The sequence below is a fragment of the Streptomyces sp. CA-243310 genome (genome assembly GCF_050936775.1).
GTDB lineage: Bacteria > Actinomycetota > Actinomycetes > Streptomycetales > Streptomycetaceae > Streptomyces.
Window position 1 is genome coordinate 142460 of the sequence record NZ_JBNJMF010000001.1, and the last position, 17351, is coordinate 159810.

Here is a 17351-nt window from a genome sequence, read left to right on the forward strand (position 1 = left end):
CCGGTGTGATGCCACGTCAGGGCTGATCGCGAGAACCGAGGGGGACAGATGGAAAAGCCGCGCCTCAAGGCCCATTTCCACGTCGAGGTGGTGGAGGGCGAGCGCGTCTTCCTCTACGCGGAGGGCCAGGACTACCTGGTGACCGGCAAGGCGGCCGCGGCCGTGCTGCCCCACCTGGACGGGCGCAAGACCGTCATGGAGATCGTGCAGGCCCTCGCCGGCACGCTGCCCATCCCCGCCGTACTCGCGGCACTCACCCGCTTCGACGCCGCCGGGCACCTGGCCGAGGGCCGGCCCGACCTGCCGGAAGCCGGCCTCGCGTACTGGGACGCCCTGGGCATCGACCCCGCCGCCACCCTCGCCACCGCGCCCGTCACGGTCTCCGCGACCGCGGGCGTCGACCCCGAGCCGGTCCTCGCGGCGCTGCGCGCGCTCGGACTGACCGCCCGCACCGGCGACTTCCACACCGTGCCCGAAGAGGGCATCTCCGTCGTCCTCGTCGACGACTACCTCGACCCGGCCCTCGAAGCCCGCAACGCAAGCCAGTTGGCGGCGGCCAAGCCGTGGCTGCTGGCCCGCACCGGCGGCATCGCGCCATGGATCGGCCCGTTCCTCGACCCGGACCACACCGGCTGTTGGACCTGTCTGGCCCAGCGCCTGGCCGGCAACCGCCAGCTGGAGCGCTATCTGGCCGGCAAGCGCGGCGACTCCGTGCCCCGCCACCCGTCCCGCGCGGGCATCCCCGCCGGACCGCAGGTCGCCGCAGGCCTGATCGCAGCCGAGGCCGCCCGGATCGCCGCCACCGGCGAACCCGGCGCCCTGTGCGGGCAGATGGTCACCCTCGACCTCGCCACCCTCACCACCGACCGGCACCCGCTGATCCGCCAGCCCCAGTGCCGCTCCTGCGGCGACCCGACCCTGGTCAGCGAGCGCAGCCCCAAGATCGTCCTGACCTCGGGCGACGCCGGCCACACCAGCGACGGCGGTTACCGCGTCAACAGCCCCGAGGCCACCCTCGCCCGCCTGGAGCGGCACATCAGCCCGCACCTCGGCGCCATCACCAAGCTGGTCTCGCACACGCCCGAGTCCAACACGCTGACCTACAGCTACGCCGCGGGCCACAACTTCGCGATGGTCAACGACAGCATGGACCTGCTGCGCCGCAACCTGCGCGGCCAGAGCGGCGGCAAGGGCCGCTCCGAGATCCAGGCCAAGGTCAGCGCGGTCTGCGAGGCCATCGAGCGCTACGCCGGCGTCTGGCGCGGTGACGAGGCCGTGCGGCGCGCCGCCTACCGCGACCTCGACGCCGAAACGGTCGTCCACCCCCGCAGCCTGCTGCACTTCTCCGAGGCGCAGGTCGCCGGCCGCGACACCTGGAACCAGGACCCCGCCAACCGCCTGCACAAGGTGCCGGACCGGTTCCCCGAGGACGTGGCGATCGACTGGACCAGCGGCTGGTCCCTCACCCACGACGAAGAGCGCCTGGTCCCGGCCGCCTACTCCTGGTACGGCCACCCGGACCTCCAGGACAACTTCTTCTGCATCGCCGACTCCAACGGCACCGCCGCCGGCAACTCGCTCGAGGAGGCGATCCTCCAGGGCCTGTGCGAACTGACCGAGCGCGACGCCGTCGCCGTGTGGTGGTACAACCGGCTGCGCCTCCCGGCCTTCGACATGGACTCGCTCGAAGACCCGTACGTGGACCAACTGCGCGCCTACTACGGCTCCATGAACCGCGACCTGTGGATGATGGACCTCACCACCGACCTCGGCATGCCGGTGTACGTGGCCGCTTCGCGCCGCCGCCACAGCGTCGAGGACATCATGGTCGGCTTCGGCGCCCACCCGGACCCGCGCGTCGCCGCCTTCCGCGCGCTCACCGAGCTCAACCAGTTCCTGCCGATGATCGAGAACCGCGACGCCGACGGGAACACCTCCTACCTCGTCGGTGACCTGGAGACCCTGACCTGGCTGAAGACGGCCACCGTCGCCGCGGAGCCCTGGCTGCTGCCCGACCCGGAGCTGCCGGCCACCAAGGTCGGCCCGCAGCCCGGATTCGACCTCGCCGCCCGCATCCGCGACCAGGTCGAGCGCATCAAGGAGGCCGGCTCCGAGGTCATCGTCGTCGACCAGACGCGCCCCGACCTGGAGCTCAACGTGGTCAAGGTGATCGCCCCGGGCCTGCGCCACTTCTGGCGTCGGCTGGGCCCCGGTCGGCTCTACGACGCCCCGGTCCGCATGGGCCGCCTCGCGGAGCCGATCCCCGAGGCCGACCTGAACAAGTGGAACGTCTTCTTCTGAGCCGCTGAGGCGCCGAGGCGCCGTGCCACCGAGGCGCTGAGCCCGCTCCGCGCGAGCGGATTCCCGCCGGGCGCGGCCCCTCCGCGTTCCCACGGGCGCGTTCCCACGGGCGCGGTCCCACCGGGCGCGGTTCCCACGGGGACCGTGCCGTCCGGGGACCGGCTCCTGACCATCCGTCACACGCGCGGTCCGGGGCACGCCCCGGCCCGCGCCCCATCAGGGCTGGAGCCATGACCAGTACGACGACACTCCCGGGCACGGCGTCGCCGGCCTCCGCGGCGTCCGTCACCCACACCCTGACCAGCCGGCTGGCCCGGGGCGGCGGCTTCCGGGACGGGCAGCTCACCACCCGTTTCGGCGCCGTGCGCCTGGGCGCCCTCACCCCGGGCGCCGAGGCCGCGCTGCGCGCCTTCGGCGAGGACGACCACGCCGAGGCCGCGATCAGCGCGCTCATCGTGGCCCACGACGGCGAAATGGGCCTGCTGCGCTGGCAGATGCTGCGCTCCCGGCTCGAAGCAGCGGGCCTCCTCGAACATGCGGTGGTCGGCCCGGACGGCGCTCCCGTCGCCCGCCTGGTGCGCGTCGGCCGCGGCGCCACCACCCTCAAGCCCGCCCCGCGCGGCCCCGTACGGCTGAGCCGGCACGCCCTGCTGGCACCCGCCGAGGGCACCCTCACGCTGCGCGCCCCCGGCAGCCCGCTGGCCGTGGAACTGGGCGCCGGCGCCACCGCGTTGCTGCCGCTGCTGACCACCTGGACCGAGGAGGTCCCGGCCCCGCTGGTGCGGCTGCTCGCCACCGCCGGCGCGCTGGCCCCCGGCGGCCCCGACGCCGACCCGCAGGCCGAGGAGCGCGGCAGCGTCCAGTGGGACCCGGTCGACCTCGCCTTCCACGCCCGCACCCGTGTCCCGGCCTCCGCGCCCGGCTACGGCGGCACCTACCGGCACGCGGACCGCTTCGGCCCCGAGCCGGTCGCGGCCCCCGCCGCCGACGGGCCGCGCGTGGCACTGCCCGTGCCCGACCTCGAAACGATCGCCGCCCGGGACCCGTCCCTCACCGAGGCCATCGAGCAGCGCACCTCCACCCGCGCGCACGACCCCGAGCACCCACTGACGCTGGCCCAGCTCGCCGAGCTGCTCTACCGGACCGTCCGCATCCGCGGCACGTTCACCGGAAGCGACGGCCAGGAACTCGCCGACCGCCCGCTGCCCAACGGCGGAGCCGTGCACGAGCTGGAGGTCTATCCGCTGGTCACGCGCTGCGAGGGGTTGGAGCCGGGGCTGTACCGGTACGCACCCGACCGGCACGAGCTGGAGTTGGTCAGCGCGCCGGGCCCGGCCACCGCGACCCTGGTCAAGGAGGCCCGCGGCGGCACGATGATGGACGGGGACCCGCAGGTCGTGCTGCTGGTGGCCGCCCGCTTCGGCCGCGTGATGTGGAAGTACGAGACGGTCGGCTACCCGCTGATCCTCAAGCACGTCGGCGTGCTCTACCAGACCGTCTACCTGGTGGCCACCGCGATGGGCCTGGCCGTGTGCGGACTCGGCGGCGGCGACACCAGCGCGTTCGCCGCCGCCACCGGCCGGGACCCGCTGCTGGAGGGCACCGTCGGGGAGCTCGTCCTGGGCAGCCGCCCGGCCGCGCCGGCCGCCGAACCCGCCGCCGAGCCCGCCACCGCGGGCTTCTGACCCGGCAAGGGGGGACACACCACCATGAAGTTCCGCTACCAGGCGCTCCAGCGCAAGCGGGAGCCGGACGAGCTGGACGCCGCCGTCATGCTCGCGGCCCCGCGCGGCTGGATCGCCGTCTTCGTCGTGCTCATCATGATGGTCGGGGCCTGTGTGTGGGCGGTGCTCGCCCGGCTCGACGTCACCGTCGACGCCCCGGGCGTCCTGACCCACCCCGGCGGCACCAGCCAGGTCCAGAGCCCGTACACCGGCATGGCACAGGACCTCCTGGTCGGCCCCGCCGACGAGGTCCGCGCCGGACAGCCCGTCGCCCGCGTCGCCGACCCGACCGGGAAGATCAACACGATCACCAGCCCGTTCGCCGGCAAGGTCATCAGCGCCACGATCACCACCGGCCAGTTCGTCCCGGCCGGCGCCACCGTCGCCACCGTCGAGCGCACCGACCTCCCCGGCGACCGCCTCGTCGCGCTCGTCTTCGTACCCGCCGACCGGGCCGCCCGCCTGGCGCCCGGCCGCCCCGTCGACCTGAACGTGTCGACCGCGCCCCCGGCCGTGTACGGCCTGCTGCGCGGCACGGTCACCCGTGTCGACCCGTACCCGCTGACCCGCGAGGGCCTCGCGGCAATCGCCGGCGGCGAGCTGGCGGCCCAGAGCTTCCAACAGGACCAGGCGCCGCGCCTGGTCACCGTCGACCTGGTCCCCGCATCGGGCTCCGCCTCCGGCTACGCCTGGAGTTCCGCCAAGCCTCCGCCCATCCGGCTCAGCTCGCAGACCTCCGTGTCCGCCTCCATAGAGCTGCGCACCCAGTCGCCCTTCGACCTGGTGCTGGGGCGCTGAGCGGCGCCGACGGGGCCGCCGACGCCGCCCGGACACCCCACGACAAGCTGAGGAAACGGCAGCCATGAGCGACACGAAGACCCGACCCCCCGTGGCCGCCTCCCGCCGGGACGCCCGCCGCACCAGGCGCACCGCGACCCGCAACCGCCGCTGGGCCCGGCGCCGCGCGCACCGGGTGCCCACCGTCCTGCAGATGGAATCGGTGGAGTGCGGCGCGGCCAGTCTGTCGATGATCCTCGCCCACTACGGGCGGCACGTCCCGCTGGAGGAGCTGCGCGCCCTGTGCGGCGTCTCCCGGGACGGCGCCCGCGCGAGTTCCGTGCTGGCCGCGGCCCGCTCGTTCGGGCTCGTCGCCAAGGGCTTCCAGGCGGAGACCGACCAGTTGGAGGAGAAGCTCCGCCACGGGCCCGTCATCATCTTCTGGGCGTTCCAGCACTTCATGGTGGTCGAGGGCATCACCACCCGGTTCGGACGCACCCAGGTCGCCGTCAACGACCCGGCCGCCGGCCCCCGCCTGATGGAGTGGTCCGCGTTCGACTCCGGGTACACCGGCATCGTCCTCACCTTCGAACGCGGCCCCGACTTCACGCCCGGCGGCCGCCGCAGCAGCACCGCCGCCGCCCTCCTGGACCGCCGCCTGCCGTCCGGGCGCGCCCTGCCCCTCGTCCTGCTGGCCAGCCTGCTGCTGGTGGTGCCGGGCATCGTCGGCGCCGCCTACTCGCGGGTCTTCCTCGACCGGGTGCTCGCCTCGGACTCGCCCACGGCCGTGCTGCCGCTGGTCCTGGCGATGTCCGTCACCGCCCTGATGGTCTTCGTCCTCACCTCCGTGCAGCAGCACTACCTGCTGCGCATGGAGATCCGTACCGGACTGGTGGCGTCGGCGCGCTTCTTCCGCCATCTGCTGCGGCTGCCCATCGAGTTCTTCCTTCAGCGCCGCCCGGCCGAGGTCGCCCGACGCGTCGCGAGCAACGACACCGTCGCGATGATCCTCTCGCGCGATGTCGCCGCGACCACCATCAACCTCGTGCTCGTCGTCTTCTACGGCGCCCTGATGGTCCGCTACGACATCCTGCTCGGCCTGCTGGGCCTGGCCACCGCCGCCTTCAACGTGCTGGTCCTGCAACTGGTCTCGCGCTCCCGCAAGGACGCCGTGGACGCGCTGCGCGCCGACCGCGGCAACCTGATCGGCACCACCTTCGCGACCCTGTCCACCATCGAGTCCGTCAAGGCGACCGGCGCCGAGCCCGACGCCTTCACCCGCTGGGCCGGCTTCCTCGCCAAGGTCACCACCGCCCAGCAGCGGCTCGGACAGACCACCGCGGTGCTGACGGTCCTGCCGCCCCTGCTGGCCGTCGTCAACATCGGCGTCATGCTGCTCGTCGGCGGCCTGCGGGTGGCCGACGGCACCCTCAGCGTCGGCATCCTCGTCACCTTCCAGACCCTGCTGGCATCCCTCAGCCGCCCCGTCACCCAGCTCACCAACCTGGGCAGCCGGCTCCAGGAGATGAACGCCGACCTCAAGCGCATCCACGACGTGGAGAAGTACCCGCAGGCCCGCGGCTTCCAGCCCGGCGCACCCGGAACGGACGGCCCGACCGACGACACCCCCGCCGCCCGGCCCGACGTCCCGACCAACCGGCTCGACGGCGAACTCACCCTGCACGAGGTCACCTTCGGCTACGGCCCGCTCTCCGACCCCGTCGTCACCGCACTCACCCTCACCGTCACCCCCGGTTCCCGCACCGCGATCGTCGGCGGTTCCGGCAGCGGAAAGTCCACCGTGGGCCGGCTGGTGACCGGCCTGTACGAGCCTCGCTCGGGGCAGATCCTCATCAGCGGACGGCCCCGCGAGGAGATCCCCCGCACCGTCCTCGCCGCCTCCATGGCCTACGTCGACCAGGACGTCGCGCTCTTCGCCGGCACGGTCCGCGACAACCTGACCCTGTGGGACGACACCGTGCCCGACGAGGTCGTCCTCGCCGCCCTCCAGGACGCCGCCGTCTTCGACGAGGTCATGTCCCGGCCCGGCGGCATCAACGCCAAGGTGTGCGAACAGGGCAGCAACTTCAGCGGCGGCCAACGCCAGCGCCTGGAACTCGCCCGCGCGCTCGCCGCCCGCCCCACCCTGCTCGTCCTCGACGAGGCCACCAGCGCACTCGACCCGGCCACCGAGCGCACCGTCATGGACAACCTGCGCCGCCGCGGCTGCGCCTGCCTGATCATCGCCCACCGCCTTTCGACCGTGCGCGACGCCGACGAGATCATCGTGCTCGACCGGGGTGTCATCGCCGAACGCGGCACGCACGACGAACTGCTCACCGCCCAGGGCCGCTACGCCGCCCTGTTCGACTCCAGCCGCTCCGAGGAGAAGGACACCCTGTGAGCACTCCCTCCGCCGCGGCGGCCCTCGCCCGGACCGTCTGCCTCGACGACCCCGCGACCCTGCTGTACGTGGAATCCGGCGCGGCCGACCTGTTCGCCGTGGACCGCGGACCGGGCGGCGACGACTGCGAGGAGCACGGCCGGCGCTACTTCCTGTGCCGCGCCGAGGCCGGCATGCTCGTGGTGTGCGGCACCGGCGGCGAGAGCCGCCACACCGTCATCGCCCGGCCCGTGCTCGACGCCCGGCTCACCCGGCTGCCGCTGTCCCTCCTCGACCAGATCCGCCAGGGCCGGGCCACGCTGCCCCGGCCGGCCGGCGACCGTTCCGCCGCGCTCGACCACGCCCCGCTCCTCGCCGGCCTCACCGCCGGGCTCACCGCCCTCGCCGACGCGCTCCCCGGCGCCCTCGCACCCCGCCAGTTCACGTCCCTGAGCACCACCGACGGCACCGAACTCCACGAGGGCGACGTGGCCCGCTCCGTCGACGGGGTGCAGTTCGTCCGTGTGGAGTCCGGCCTCCTCGACCCGGGCGACCCGGCCACCGAGAGCGTCGCCGCGGGCCTCGACGGGGAGGAGGACATCAGTGCGCTGGAGCCCGTCGGGCCCGGCGCCGAGCTGGTCCTGACCGAGCAGGACTGGGTCCGGGCCCGCGGCGCCGCCCGCCTCAGCACCGCCTCCCTCCTCTCCGTCTACCGGGAGGGCCGGCTGACGGACGCGCTGACCGAGCACGCCGCCCGGCTGCGTACCACCGTCGACCACCGCATCGCCGTCCAGCGGGCCCGCGAGCGCGCCGAACTCGCCGCGCGCCGCGCCCAGGACGGCAAGGTCCTGTCGTCCGCCGTCCGCACCTTCGACGCGGTCCTCCACGACACCGGCACCCGCCTGAAGCTCGCGGACGTCGCCGACGACGAGCCGATGCTCGCCGCGGTCCGGCTGGTCGCCTCCCGGCAGGGCTTCTCGGTCCGCCCCCCGGTCCGAAGCCCCGGCCCGGGCCGCCGCAGCGCCGCCGAAAACCTGCGGGCCATCGCCCTTGCCTCCGGCTTCCGCACCCGAGGCATCCGGTTGGAGGACCGCTGGTGGACCCGCGACGTGGGGCCGGTGCTCGGGTACCACGTCACGGGCCGGCCCGTCGCGCTGCTGCCGCTGGGCCACGGCTACGTCCTCGTCGACGACGGCCGGGTCTGCGCGCTCAACGCCGAGACGGCCGCACGGCTGCGGCCCGCCGCCGTCGTGCTGTACCGGCCGCTGCCCGCGGCCGTGCGCGACGTGCCCGGCCTGCTGAGGTTCGGCCTCTCGCCCTCCCTGGGGCACGGCCGGGACCTGGCCCGGCTCGCCCTCACCGGCGTACTCGTCGCCCTGATCGGCCTGATCATCCCGGTGATGACCGGCAAGGTGCTCGGCGAGTTCGTGGCGGACGCCAACCGGAACCTGATCGTGCAGGGGTCCCTGGTCGTCATCGGCTCGGGCCTGGTGACCGCCGCGCTGTCCGTCGTACAGAACCTCGCCGTCCTGCGGCTGGAGAGCCGCACCGGCGCCGCCATGCAGGCCGGGCTGTGGAACCGGCTGCTGTCCCTGCCGGCCGCGTTCTTCACCCGCTACTCCACGGGCGAGCTGGGCACCACCGTGCTCGGTGTCACCGCCGCCCAGGAACTCCTGTCCGGAATGCTCACCACGGCCACGCTGGCCCTGCTGACCGGCCTCGCCAATCTGGCCCTCGTCTTCTGGTACGACCTGACCCTGGCCTTGGTCGCCGCCGGCCTGACGGCCGTCGGCGTGCTGTTCGCGGCGGTGGCCGGGCGGCTCCAACTGCGTTGGGCCCGACGTGAGTACACACACGAGCAGGCGATGTCCGCGATGGTCTTCCAGATGCTCACCGCCATGCCGAAGCTGCGGGTGGCCGCCGCCGAGGAACGGGCCTTCGCCGAGTGGACCCGGCTGGCCGCCCGCGGCCACGCCCTGTCCGCCCGCGTCCGCCGGGTGCAGAACAGCGTGACGACCTTCAACGCCGGTTTCCCGCTGGTGTGTTCGGCGGTCGTCTTCGGGGTGACCGCGGGTCCCCTGCACGGGGAGGTCCCGCTCGCCACCTTCCTGCCGTTCTTCGCCGCCTTCAACCTGCTGCTCTCGGCGGGCCTGCAGTTCACCGCCTCCGCCGTGACCGCCGTCGGCACCGTTCCGATGCTGGAGCGGCTGAAGCCCATCCTCGAAGCGGAGCCGGAGAACGACGGCACCAAGGTCGACCCCGGCGACCTGTCCGGCCGGATCGCCGTCTCGCACCTGTCGTTCCGCTACGGCCAGGACGGCCCACTCGTCCTCGACGACGTCAGCCTCACCGTGCAGCCGGGCGAGTTCATCGCCGTCGTCGGCGCCTCCGGCAGCGGCAAGTCCACCCTGCTGCGGCTGCTGCTCGGCTTCGAGACCCCCATGTCCGGCAGCCTGCTGTACGACGGCCAGGACCTCGCCGAACTGGACGTCTCGGCGGTCCGCCGGCAGTGCGGAGTGGTGCTGCAGAACGGCTCGCTCCAGGCCGGCGACATCCTCGCCAACATCGTCGGCTCCGGCGGCCACACCCTCGACGACGCCTGGGCGGCAGCCGAGATGACGGGCTTGGCCGACGACATCCGGGCGATGCCGATGAGCATGAACACCGTGCTCTCCGAGGGCACCAACACCCTCTCCGGCGGCCAGCGCCAGCGCCTCATGATCGCCCGCGCCCTGGTGGCCCGGCCGCGCCTGGTCTTCTTCGACGAGGCGACCAGCGCCCTCGACAATCCCACGCAGGGACTGGTCGCCGAGAGCACGCGCCGCTTGAACGCCACCCGCATCGTCATCGCGCACCGGCTGTCCACCGTGGTCGACGCGGACCGCATCGTGGTCATGGACCGGGGCCGGGTCGTCCAGCAGGGTACGTACGAAGAACTCATGGCGGACGCGCACGGACTCTTCGCCCGGCTGGCGGGCCCGCAGATGTCCGATGCCGTCAACCGGCCCTGAGAACACCTGATGTGACGAAGTATGAGATCGCGGGGGCGGTCGGGCGGGAACCGGGACGCACCTCCCGCCCGACCGCTCACGACATCCGCCGCCAGGTGAGATGATCCTCCCGAAACGATGCGCCCCACGACCAACCCGCCCGCTGCGCACACGACTTGCGGCCGGGTACGACCGAACCACCGAGCAAGGGGGACCCACCCATGTCACAAGGTCCGAGGACAGCCGCCACCAACCTGAACGTGCTGCTGCCCGTGGCGTACGCGCTGGCCGTCGTCGTCGCCGCGAGCCTCGCCTCCGGCGCGGTCGCCACCGGCGTCGCCGTGGTCGGCGGGGTACTGCTGGGCCTCTGGTTCGCCTTCGGCCGCCGCCGCACCACCCGCGGCTGACACGGCTGCCGGGCGCATTTCAGGATCCGCGCCTCCGCGGTGACCCGCGGGGGCGCGGAACGCCTCCCCCTCCCGACCATCCCGGCGGACGGGGCCCGGGAACACGGCCTGGTGGGCCCGGAGTGGGCGCCGGGGCGCCGGGGCGCCGCGTGAGACCCGAGCGGGGCGGGAGCACGAGGGTCGGATGGGCCTTCGTCACGCCGGGTCGGAACGGGCCACGGGTGGTCGGGGGCGACGGTCGAGGTGACCGTGCGCGCGACGATGGACGCGAAGTTCTTGCGCCGGTGGTTCACGTCGGAATGGACGAGTACGACGAGCGTCGCCTTGTCGGCGGGGTACCGGACGGTGATCGCCTCGTACCCCGGCAGGCCTCCGTTGTGGCCGAGCCGGCCGCAGGTGTCGAGGATCCCGAGACCGTAGGAGATGCGGCGCTCTGCGCTCTGCGCTCTGCGCTCTGCCAAGATCATCTCTTTGATCGGCATGGCCTCCACCTCCCTCTCACCCACGACCACGACCACGACCACGACAAGGATCCACTGCATGTCCGTTTCCCCTGCGAGCCCACCCGGCGGTCTTCGCCGGGCCGCCCTGTACGGGTGGCTTTCCGCGCTGGTGGCAGCCGTGTTGACGGGCGTCGCGCTGATACCGCCCGCGCCCGCCGTCGCGGCCGTGGCGGGGTCCGCCCTGCCCGGCACGGTGTCCACGCCCTTCCCCGCGCGCGGTGAGGGCTACTACTGCTTCCGCATTCCGGCCCTGGTCACCACCAGGTCCGGTGACCTGCTCGCCTTCGCCGAGGGTCGCGTCGCCACGTGCAGCGACGTCGGTCACAACGACATCGTCGTGAAGAAGTCCACCGACGGCGGGAAGACCTGGGGCCCTCTGGCCGTCGTCGTCGGCAAGGACGACACCGACGCGCACGGCAATCCCGCGCCCGTCGTCGACGCGGCCACCGGCCGCGTCAGCCTCCTGTACGCGACCAGCACCTGGAGCGGTACCGCCGGCGCACCGGTGCGGGGCACGCGCGGTGTGCGCGTCGTGCACAGTGTCGACAACGGCGACAGCTGGCAGCAGAGTGTCGCGCTGCCGCAGTTGAAGCCGGCGGGGTGGGTGTGGGTTTCCACGGGCCCCGGCCACGGAGTTCAGCTCACCCACGGCGCGCACCGCGGCCGGCTGATCGTCCCCGGGGACCACACGGCCACCGGCGACAAGGCGGGTGCCCAGCTGTACCACAGCGACGACGGCGGCCTGACCTGGGCGCTCGGCGCCACTTCGGACGTGGACCAGTCCGCCCCCTATCCGGCCGAGTTGACGGTCGCCGAGACGGTGGGCGGCTCGCTGTACGTGAACGCCCGCAGTTCCGCCCGGTGCGACACCGAGGAGCACCGCCTGGACGCGACCAGCACCGACGGCGGTGCGACGTTCGCCGCGCCCTTCAAGCCCGTCGCCGGCCTCGACACCTCGCCGGTGTCCGGGTCCCTGCTGGGGCTCCGTCCCGCCGCCGCGGACGGCAGGCGCGAGCGGATCCTGTTCTCCGCGCCCTCGCGCCTTGGTCCCAACACCCTTGAAGACCGGCGCGAGTTGGCGATCCGATCCTCGTACGACGAGGGCCGGACCTGGCAGACCGAGGGCACCCTGGTCGTACCGGGCCGGGCCGGGTACTCGGACCTGACGCTGCTGCCGTCGGGCACGGTCGGCATGCTCCACGAGACGGCGGGGAACATCCCGCACGGCACCGTCGCGTTCGCCTCCTTCACCGAGGCCGACATGGACGCAGCGAAGACCGGGCTGCGCCGTCCCCGTACCGCCGACACCGGCCCCAACGGTTACGGCAACCACGCCGTCGTCCACGGCGGCGCCGTGCTCGGGGACCGCGGTACCGGCAAGGCCATGACGTTCGACGGCAAGGACGACTACCTGCGTCTGGTGAGCTGCTCGGACTCGCTGAAGGTGCAGGACCGGGACTTCACGGTCACCGCGTGGTTCCGCCACGGCGCGACCACCGGCGCGCTGCCCATCGTCTGGGCGTACGGCATGGAGGACTCGGACCCGGCGAAGAACGTACGGCAGTTCTGGCTGAAGGCCGAGCCGGGCAAGGGCATCATGCGCGCGGCCATCAGCACGGACACCGCGTACGCCGAGGTGAAGACCACCTCGTCCTACAACGACGGGAAATGGCACCACGCCGTGTTCAAGCGCGAGGGCGCGAAGCTGGTCCTGTCGGTCGACGGCACCGCGTTCACCGCGAACGCGCCCGCGGGGGACATCACCCCGCCCGGCGAGTTCAGCATCCACGTGGGCGCCCGGCCCGACTTCCCGAACCAGCCGGTGGGTGTCGGGGAACTGTTCAACGGCGGACTCGACGACGTACGGATCTTCCGACGGGCACTGACGGCGGCTGAGGCCGCGCGGGTCAAGGACGGCGCGCCGGACGTCGCGAACGACAAGGAGAGCGTGCGCCTGGGGTTCTCCACCATCGGGTGAGCAGCGGCTGCCGACGGTCCGCGCGGGCGGGGGCCCTCGGGGCGGGTGAGGGCCGGCGGGGCTGCCCGGGAATTCCCGGGCAGCCCCGCCGGCCCACTCACCGAAACGGCACGACCGTCACCGCCCCCTGCGGGCACAATCAACGTGGCCTCCATCGAGATGAGTTCGACCACGACCGACGAAGGACACCGCGTGACCGTTCCGCCCGAACCGCAGCCGCCCATACCCTCCGAGCCGCCCCTGGTGCCCACGTACTCGCAGCCGACGTACGCACAACCCGCCGGCGCGCCCACCGCGTACGCGCAACCCGCCCCGCACGGAGCGAAGTCGGTCACCATCACCTTCCCCGTGATCCGCGGCAAGCTCGCCGCCTCCCTCTACCTGATGACCCTCCTGCTGCTGGGCGTCATCGCGTGGGCTCAGGTGGACCAGGCGCTCACGGCCCGGCAGGGGCACGAGATGTTCCGGCACTCCACCTGCTCCGGCACCACGTACGACGCCGACGAGTACACGCCGGCCGAGAGCGAGGCGTTCGAGGAGATCTGCGGCCACCCGCCCCGGGTGGACAAGAGCTGACGTCCTGACCGGCCATCCCCGATCCCGATCCAACCGGCGGGGCCGGTCCAACCCGCGGGGCCGGTCCAACCCGCAGGGACGGTCCAACCCGCAGGGCCGGTCCACAGGGCCGGGACGGGGTGGTCGCGCTGTGCTGGTACGGCGGTACCATGAAACGGCCCCGACCGCGGCCCCACCGCCGACCGGGCCCCATCCCCGACCGGGCGGAGACACCCCAACATGCCGAAGCGCGTGGACCACGAGGAACGGCGGGCGCAGATCGCCGAGGCGCTCGTCCGGGTCGCCGGACGGCGCGGACTGCACGCCGTCGGGATGCGCGACGTCGCGGCCGAGGCCGGCGTGTCCCTGCGCCTGGTGCAGTACTACTTCGAGACCAAGGAGAAACTGCTCCTCTACGGGCTCCAGCACCTGACCGACCGCTTCACGGCGCGCGTCGGCGCCCGGCTCGCCGCGGCGGGCCCGGCCCCGGGGCCGCGCGCGACCGTCGACGCACTGCTCCTGGCATCGCTGCCCACCGACGAGGAGAGCCGCACCTTCCACCTGCTCTACAGCTCGTACGCGATCATGTCCGTGACCGACGAGGCGCTGGCCGCCCAGCCCTTCATCGACAACCCCGACGCCGCCGAGGACGCCGTGACCGGGCTGATCGAAGGGGCCCGGGAAGCCGGTCTGGCCGACCCCGCCGTGGACGCGCGCACGGAGGCGGTCAGCCTGCTCGCCATGACGGCGACCATGGGAACCAGCATCCTCGTGGGGCAGCGGTCACCCGAGTCGTCCATCGAGGTGCTGCGCCACCACCTGGACCGGATCTTCACGACGCCCGCAGACGGGTAACCCCCGTTCCGTTCCCTCGGCACGCACCCGTTCCTGTACGCCGGCGGAGCGTCAGCGGGGCATGACCACAGCGTCGGTCGCTCCAGGCACAGTGGTGATCATGCGGGAAACCTCCCGCTTCGACCGCACCACACGGGGGCACTCCACATGCGTACCAACCGGACCCGCACCATCCACCCGCCCCGGGCCACCGCCCTGGCCGCCGCCACCGCCGGCCTCGCCCTGGCCCTGACCGCCTGCGGCGGCGGCGCGGCCACCTCGGGCGGATCGACCGCGACGCCGGGCACGGACGCCAGGCCCGTCTCCTCCGGGTCCACGTCCGCATCGGCTCCCCCGGCCGCCGGCTCGCCCGCCGCGACGGACGGCAAGACGGCCGCCGGAGCCGGTACGGCCGGCAAGGGGACCCCGGGCACGCCGGTCACCCCGGCCGATGCCGGTTCGGGCGACGCCACGGACGACTCCTACGCCTACGGCCACCCGTGCTCCGCGAGGAACCTGACCGTCAAGGTCACCACCCCGCAGGGCATGCCCGCCACCGTGCGCGTGATCACCGTGACCAACAACGGTTCCACCGCGTGCGGCCTGGACTACCACCCGGCCGTCGGCTTCAGCGCCAAGGGGGCGGCGCTCGGCATCCAGGCCACCGCCCCCGAGGGCCTGGGCGGCGCGCCGGCGTACCCGGTGCGGGCCGGTGCCACCGCGTACGCGGCCGTGAACCTCAACCCCTCGGGCGGCAACGGCCCCGTCGCCGACGAGATCAACATCCTGGCCGACGGCTCGCACATGCCGAACGCGGACGGCGTCAGCCTCCCGCTCGCCAAGCCGGGCAGCGTCGTCAAGCCGAAGGTGGGCCTGTACCGCACCAACGCCGGCGACTCGCTCAAGACGCTCTGACGCACGCACCACGGCCCATGGCCGGCCGACGCCGACCGATGCCGGCCGCGCCCTACGTGTCGAACTCGCCGACCCAGCTCCGGTTCAGGAGCTGGGTCGGGAGGTAGTCGGAGACCACGTCGATGGGAAAGTCGCCGTCGAAGGCAAGGCACGCCACGGCCAGGGGGCCGATCGCCCACCGGCCGCGGACGTCGAAGTCGCGGTCCTCCTGGCTCCAGTACGTCTTGTGTGCTTCGAGCGCCTCGACGAGAGCCTGATTGAAACCGTCATGGTCGCGCTTGACGAACCGGTAGAAGAGATTGATCGGCGGATACGAGACCTGCTGGAGCCAGTCCCGGGGCGCGATCCGGACCGCGTCGGGGTGGGACAGCCGAAAGGCCGCGGCCAGCTCCTCCACCATCTCCGCCTGCCGGTGCGTCCAGTACGCCTGGAGCGCCCCGACCCAGTGGTACAGGTACTCGTCGTGCATGGCCCCGGACGCGCGGAGCCTGCCCACAGGAACCGCGCACAACTCGGTCATGCGCTCCTGGTCACGGCAGATGACCGCGTAGTAGAAGGCGTCCAGCCAGTTCGGCGCACTCGCGAACTTCTTGGGGCCCATGGCCGGAAGCCGCCGGACCTCATGGTGAATGCGACAATCGACGGTCCCCTCGGTTGCTCCGGTGATCCGGAACAACGCGGAACCCAGCTGCGCGACATCGACCACCGCTTCCCAGGTGTCGATGGCCCCACCGACCGGATCCACGGCCGCGCGCGCACCCACGGCGATCCGGACAGAATTCCACAGCGCGTCGATCATCCGCGGTGAATTCTCCAGGGATTCGATCCGCTTGATCGCCGACGCCGCCATCCGATCCGCATAGTCCTCGCCATCAGGTCCTGCGGGGGCACCGTGGCGCTCCACAGTGAAGGTCACTCGATCTCCCTCACGTCGGGCCGCTCCCGTGCGCGCATGGCAGCGCCCTTCTCGTCCCAGAACGTCACGTCTCGCAGGCTGCGAGTGTCAGCGTCGAAGCATCGCGGTGCCGTCAAGGCTTCCTTGGAATGTCACTCCCTGAACTCGACCGGCATCGGCACAGAGATGTCAAGGAGGGCCATACGCACCGGGGCCGCCATGAGTCCGCCTTACGTGGGGAATTCGCCGCACCAGTTGCCGGCGAGGAGAGTGGCGGGCAGGTACTCGGACTCGACCTCGACCGGAATGCCCTCGTTCTGAGCGAAGCAGGCCACGGCGAGCGGAGCGAGCGCGACGAGACCCGAGACCCGGGCCGCCCGACCCTCGTCGGTCCAGTACTCCTTGTGCAACTCCAGGGCTGCGACGAGGGCACGATTGAAGCCCTCGTGGTCCCCTCGAACGACACGGTGGAACATCTCCATCGGCGGGTACATCAGCTTGCCCGCGGCTTCCGGTTGAGTGGCGACTGCCGGGTCCGTGCCGTCGATCGCGGCCACCAGCTTCGCGCTGAAGCCTTCACCACCGAGCCAATAGGTCTGCAACGCGTCGATCCAGGCGTACTCGAATGCGTCGAATTGCGCGTCGTTGTCCCGGAGCAGCGACATCGGTACCCGGCACAGGGCCGTGATCCGGTCCCGCTCCCGGCACACCACGGCCAGGTAGAAGGCGGTCAGCCAGCTACCCGGGGTGACGTACTGCCGCGGACCGGTGGCCTGGAGCGTACGGTCCTCGTGCGCGATTCGGCACAGCACCGGACCCTCGGTCGCGCTCGCGGCGGCGAACACGGCCGAGCCGACCTGCATGGCATTCACCCAGGCATCCCACGTGGGAAAGATCGCCCCCCGTGGATCCGTCCCGCAGCGCAACTTGGCCACCATGAGCGTGGTGTCCAAGGCTTCGCCCAGACCAGTCGAGTCCGCCTCCAGACCACCGATCCACCCCTTCGCACTCTCCGTGAGCACGGTGAGCGCTGCGTCCACGTTCTCCGTGGGGAAGGGGTGGCGGGGGATGACCGAAACCAAGGCGTTT

12 protein-coding genes are annotated in these 17351 nt (G+C 72.6%); 10 read left to right on the plus strand and 2 right to left on the minus strand.

The genetic code is table 11. The features are described 5' to 3' along the window. The first annotated feature begins 48 nt into the window (after positions 1 to 48). The 10 genes from ACQEVM_RS00725 to ACQEVM_RS00770 all read left to right on the plus strand — a co-directional run bounded on the left by ACQEVM_RS00725 (position 49) and on the right by ACQEVM_RS00770 (position 15367). Positions 49 to 2301, plus strand: coding sequence for a TOMM precursor leader peptide-binding protein (locus ACQEVM_RS00725; RefSeq protein WP_433073395.1), 2253 nt, complete (start codon positions 49 to 51; stop codon positions 2299 to 2301). Positions 2302 to 2531: 230 nt separating this feature from the next. Continuing rightward, positions 2532 to 3986, plus strand: a complete 1455-nt coding sequence (locus tag ACQEVM_RS00730; RefSeq protein WP_433073398.1) for a SagB family peptide dehydrogenase — start codon at positions 2532 to 2534, stop codon at positions 3984 to 3986. Positions 3987 to 4010: 24 nt separating this feature from the next. Beyond that, positions 4011 to 4823: an HlyD family efflux transporter periplasmic adaptor subunit gene (locus ACQEVM_RS00735; protein WP_433073401.1), complete on the plus strand. Its 813-nt coding sequence runs from the start codon at positions 4011 to 4013 to the stop codon at positions 4821 to 4823. A 64-nt stretch (positions 4824 to 4887) separates the two neighbouring features. Next, positions 4888 to 7206: an NHLP family bacteriocin export ABC transporter peptidase/permease/ATPase subunit gene (locus ACQEVM_RS00740; RefSeq protein ID WP_433073404.1), complete on the plus strand. Its 2319-nt coding sequence runs from the start codon at positions 4888 to 4890 to the stop codon at positions 7204 to 7206. Further along, on the plus strand, positions 7203 to 10196 hold the full coding sequence (locus ACQEVM_RS00745; protein ID WP_433073407.1) for an NHLP bacteriocin export ABC transporter permease/ATPase subunit: 2994 nt from the start codon (positions 7203 to 7205) through the stop codon (positions 10194 to 10196). The genes ACQEVM_RS00740 and ACQEVM_RS00745 overlap by 4 nt, the downstream gene beginning before the upstream one ends. A gap of 200 nt (positions 10197 to 10396) precedes the next feature. Further along, the gene (locus ACQEVM_RS00750) at positions 10397 to 10582 is read left to right on the plus strand and encodes a hypothetical protein (protein ID WP_433073410.1); all 186 of its coding nucleotides are present in this window, start codon (positions 10397 to 10399) and stop codon (positions 10580 to 10582) included. Positions 10583 to 11122: 540 nt separating this feature from the next. Then, positions 11123 to 13063 (plus strand): exo-alpha-sialidase, encoded by a 1941-nt coding sequence (locus tag ACQEVM_RS00755; protein ID WP_433073413.1) that lies wholly within the window; start codon positions 11123 to 11125, stop codon positions 13061 to 13063. Positions 13064 to 13255: 192 nt separating this feature from the next. Beyond that, positions 13256 to 13639: a hypothetical protein gene (locus ACQEVM_RS00760; protein ID WP_433073416.1), complete on the plus strand. Its 384-nt coding sequence runs from the start codon at positions 13256 to 13258 to the stop codon at positions 13637 to 13639. 219 nt (positions 13640 to 13858) lie between these two features. Next, positions 13859 to 14473 (plus strand): TetR/AcrR family transcriptional regulator, encoded by a 615-nt coding sequence (locus ACQEVM_RS00765; RefSeq protein WP_433073419.1) that lies wholly within the window; start codon positions 13859 to 13861, stop codon positions 14471 to 14473. A gap of 147 nt (positions 14474 to 14620) precedes the next feature. After that, positions 14621 to 15367 (plus strand): DUF4232 domain-containing protein, encoded by a 747-nt coding sequence (locus ACQEVM_RS00770; protein ID WP_433073422.1) that lies wholly within the window; start codon positions 14621 to 14623, stop codon positions 15365 to 15367. A gap of 52 nt (positions 15368 to 15419) precedes the next feature. Here the strand turns inward: ACQEVM_RS00770 and ACQEVM_RS00775 are convergent, their stop codons facing one another. Next, entirely contained in the window at positions 15420 to 16283 is an 864-nt protein-coding gene (locus ACQEVM_RS00775) for an immunity 49 family protein (protein WP_433073425.1), read from the minus strand. Between the two features lie 209 nt (positions 16284 to 16492). Continuing rightward, positions 16493 to 17344: an immunity 49 family protein gene (locus ACQEVM_RS00780; RefSeq protein ID WP_433073428.1), complete on the minus strand. Its 852-nt coding sequence runs from the start codon at positions 17342 to 17344 to the stop codon at positions 16493 to 16495. Positions 17345 to 17351: the final 7 nt, after the last annotated feature.

Excerpts from the sequence above, each read along its gene's own strand:
- ACQEVM_RS00730 (WP_433073398.1), top strand. The coding sequence starts at position 2,532 with ATGACCAGTACGACGACACTCCCGGGCACGGCGTCGCCGGCCTCCGCG.
- ACQEVM_RS00770 (WP_433073422.1), top strand. The coding sequence starts at position 14,621 with ATGCGTACCAACCGGACCCGCACCATCCACCCGCCCCGGGCCACCGCC.
- ACQEVM_RS00735 (WP_433073401.1), top strand. The coding sequence starts at position 4,011 with ATGAAGTTCCGCTACCAGGCGCTCCAGCGCAAGCGGGAGCCGGACGAG.
- ACQEVM_RS00750 (WP_433073410.1), top strand. The coding sequence starts at position 10,397 with ATGTCACAAGGTCCGAGGACAGCCGCCACCAACCTGAACGTGCTGCTG.
- ACQEVM_RS00755 (WP_433073413.1), top strand. The coding sequence starts at position 11,123 with ATGTCCGTTTCCCCTGCGAGCCCACCCGGCGGTCTTCGCCGGGCCGCC.
- ACQEVM_RS00765 (WP_433073419.1), top strand. The coding sequence starts at position 13,859 with ATGCCGAAGCGCGTGGACCACGAGGAACGGCGGGCGCAGATCGCCGAG.
- ACQEVM_RS00725 (WP_433073395.1), top strand. The coding sequence starts at position 49 with ATGGAAAAGCCGCGCCTCAAGGCCCATTTCCACGTCGAGGTGGTGGAG.
- ACQEVM_RS00740 (WP_433073404.1), top strand. The coding sequence starts at position 4,888 with ATGAGCGACACGAAGACCCGACCCCCCGTGGCCGCCTCCCGCCGGGAC.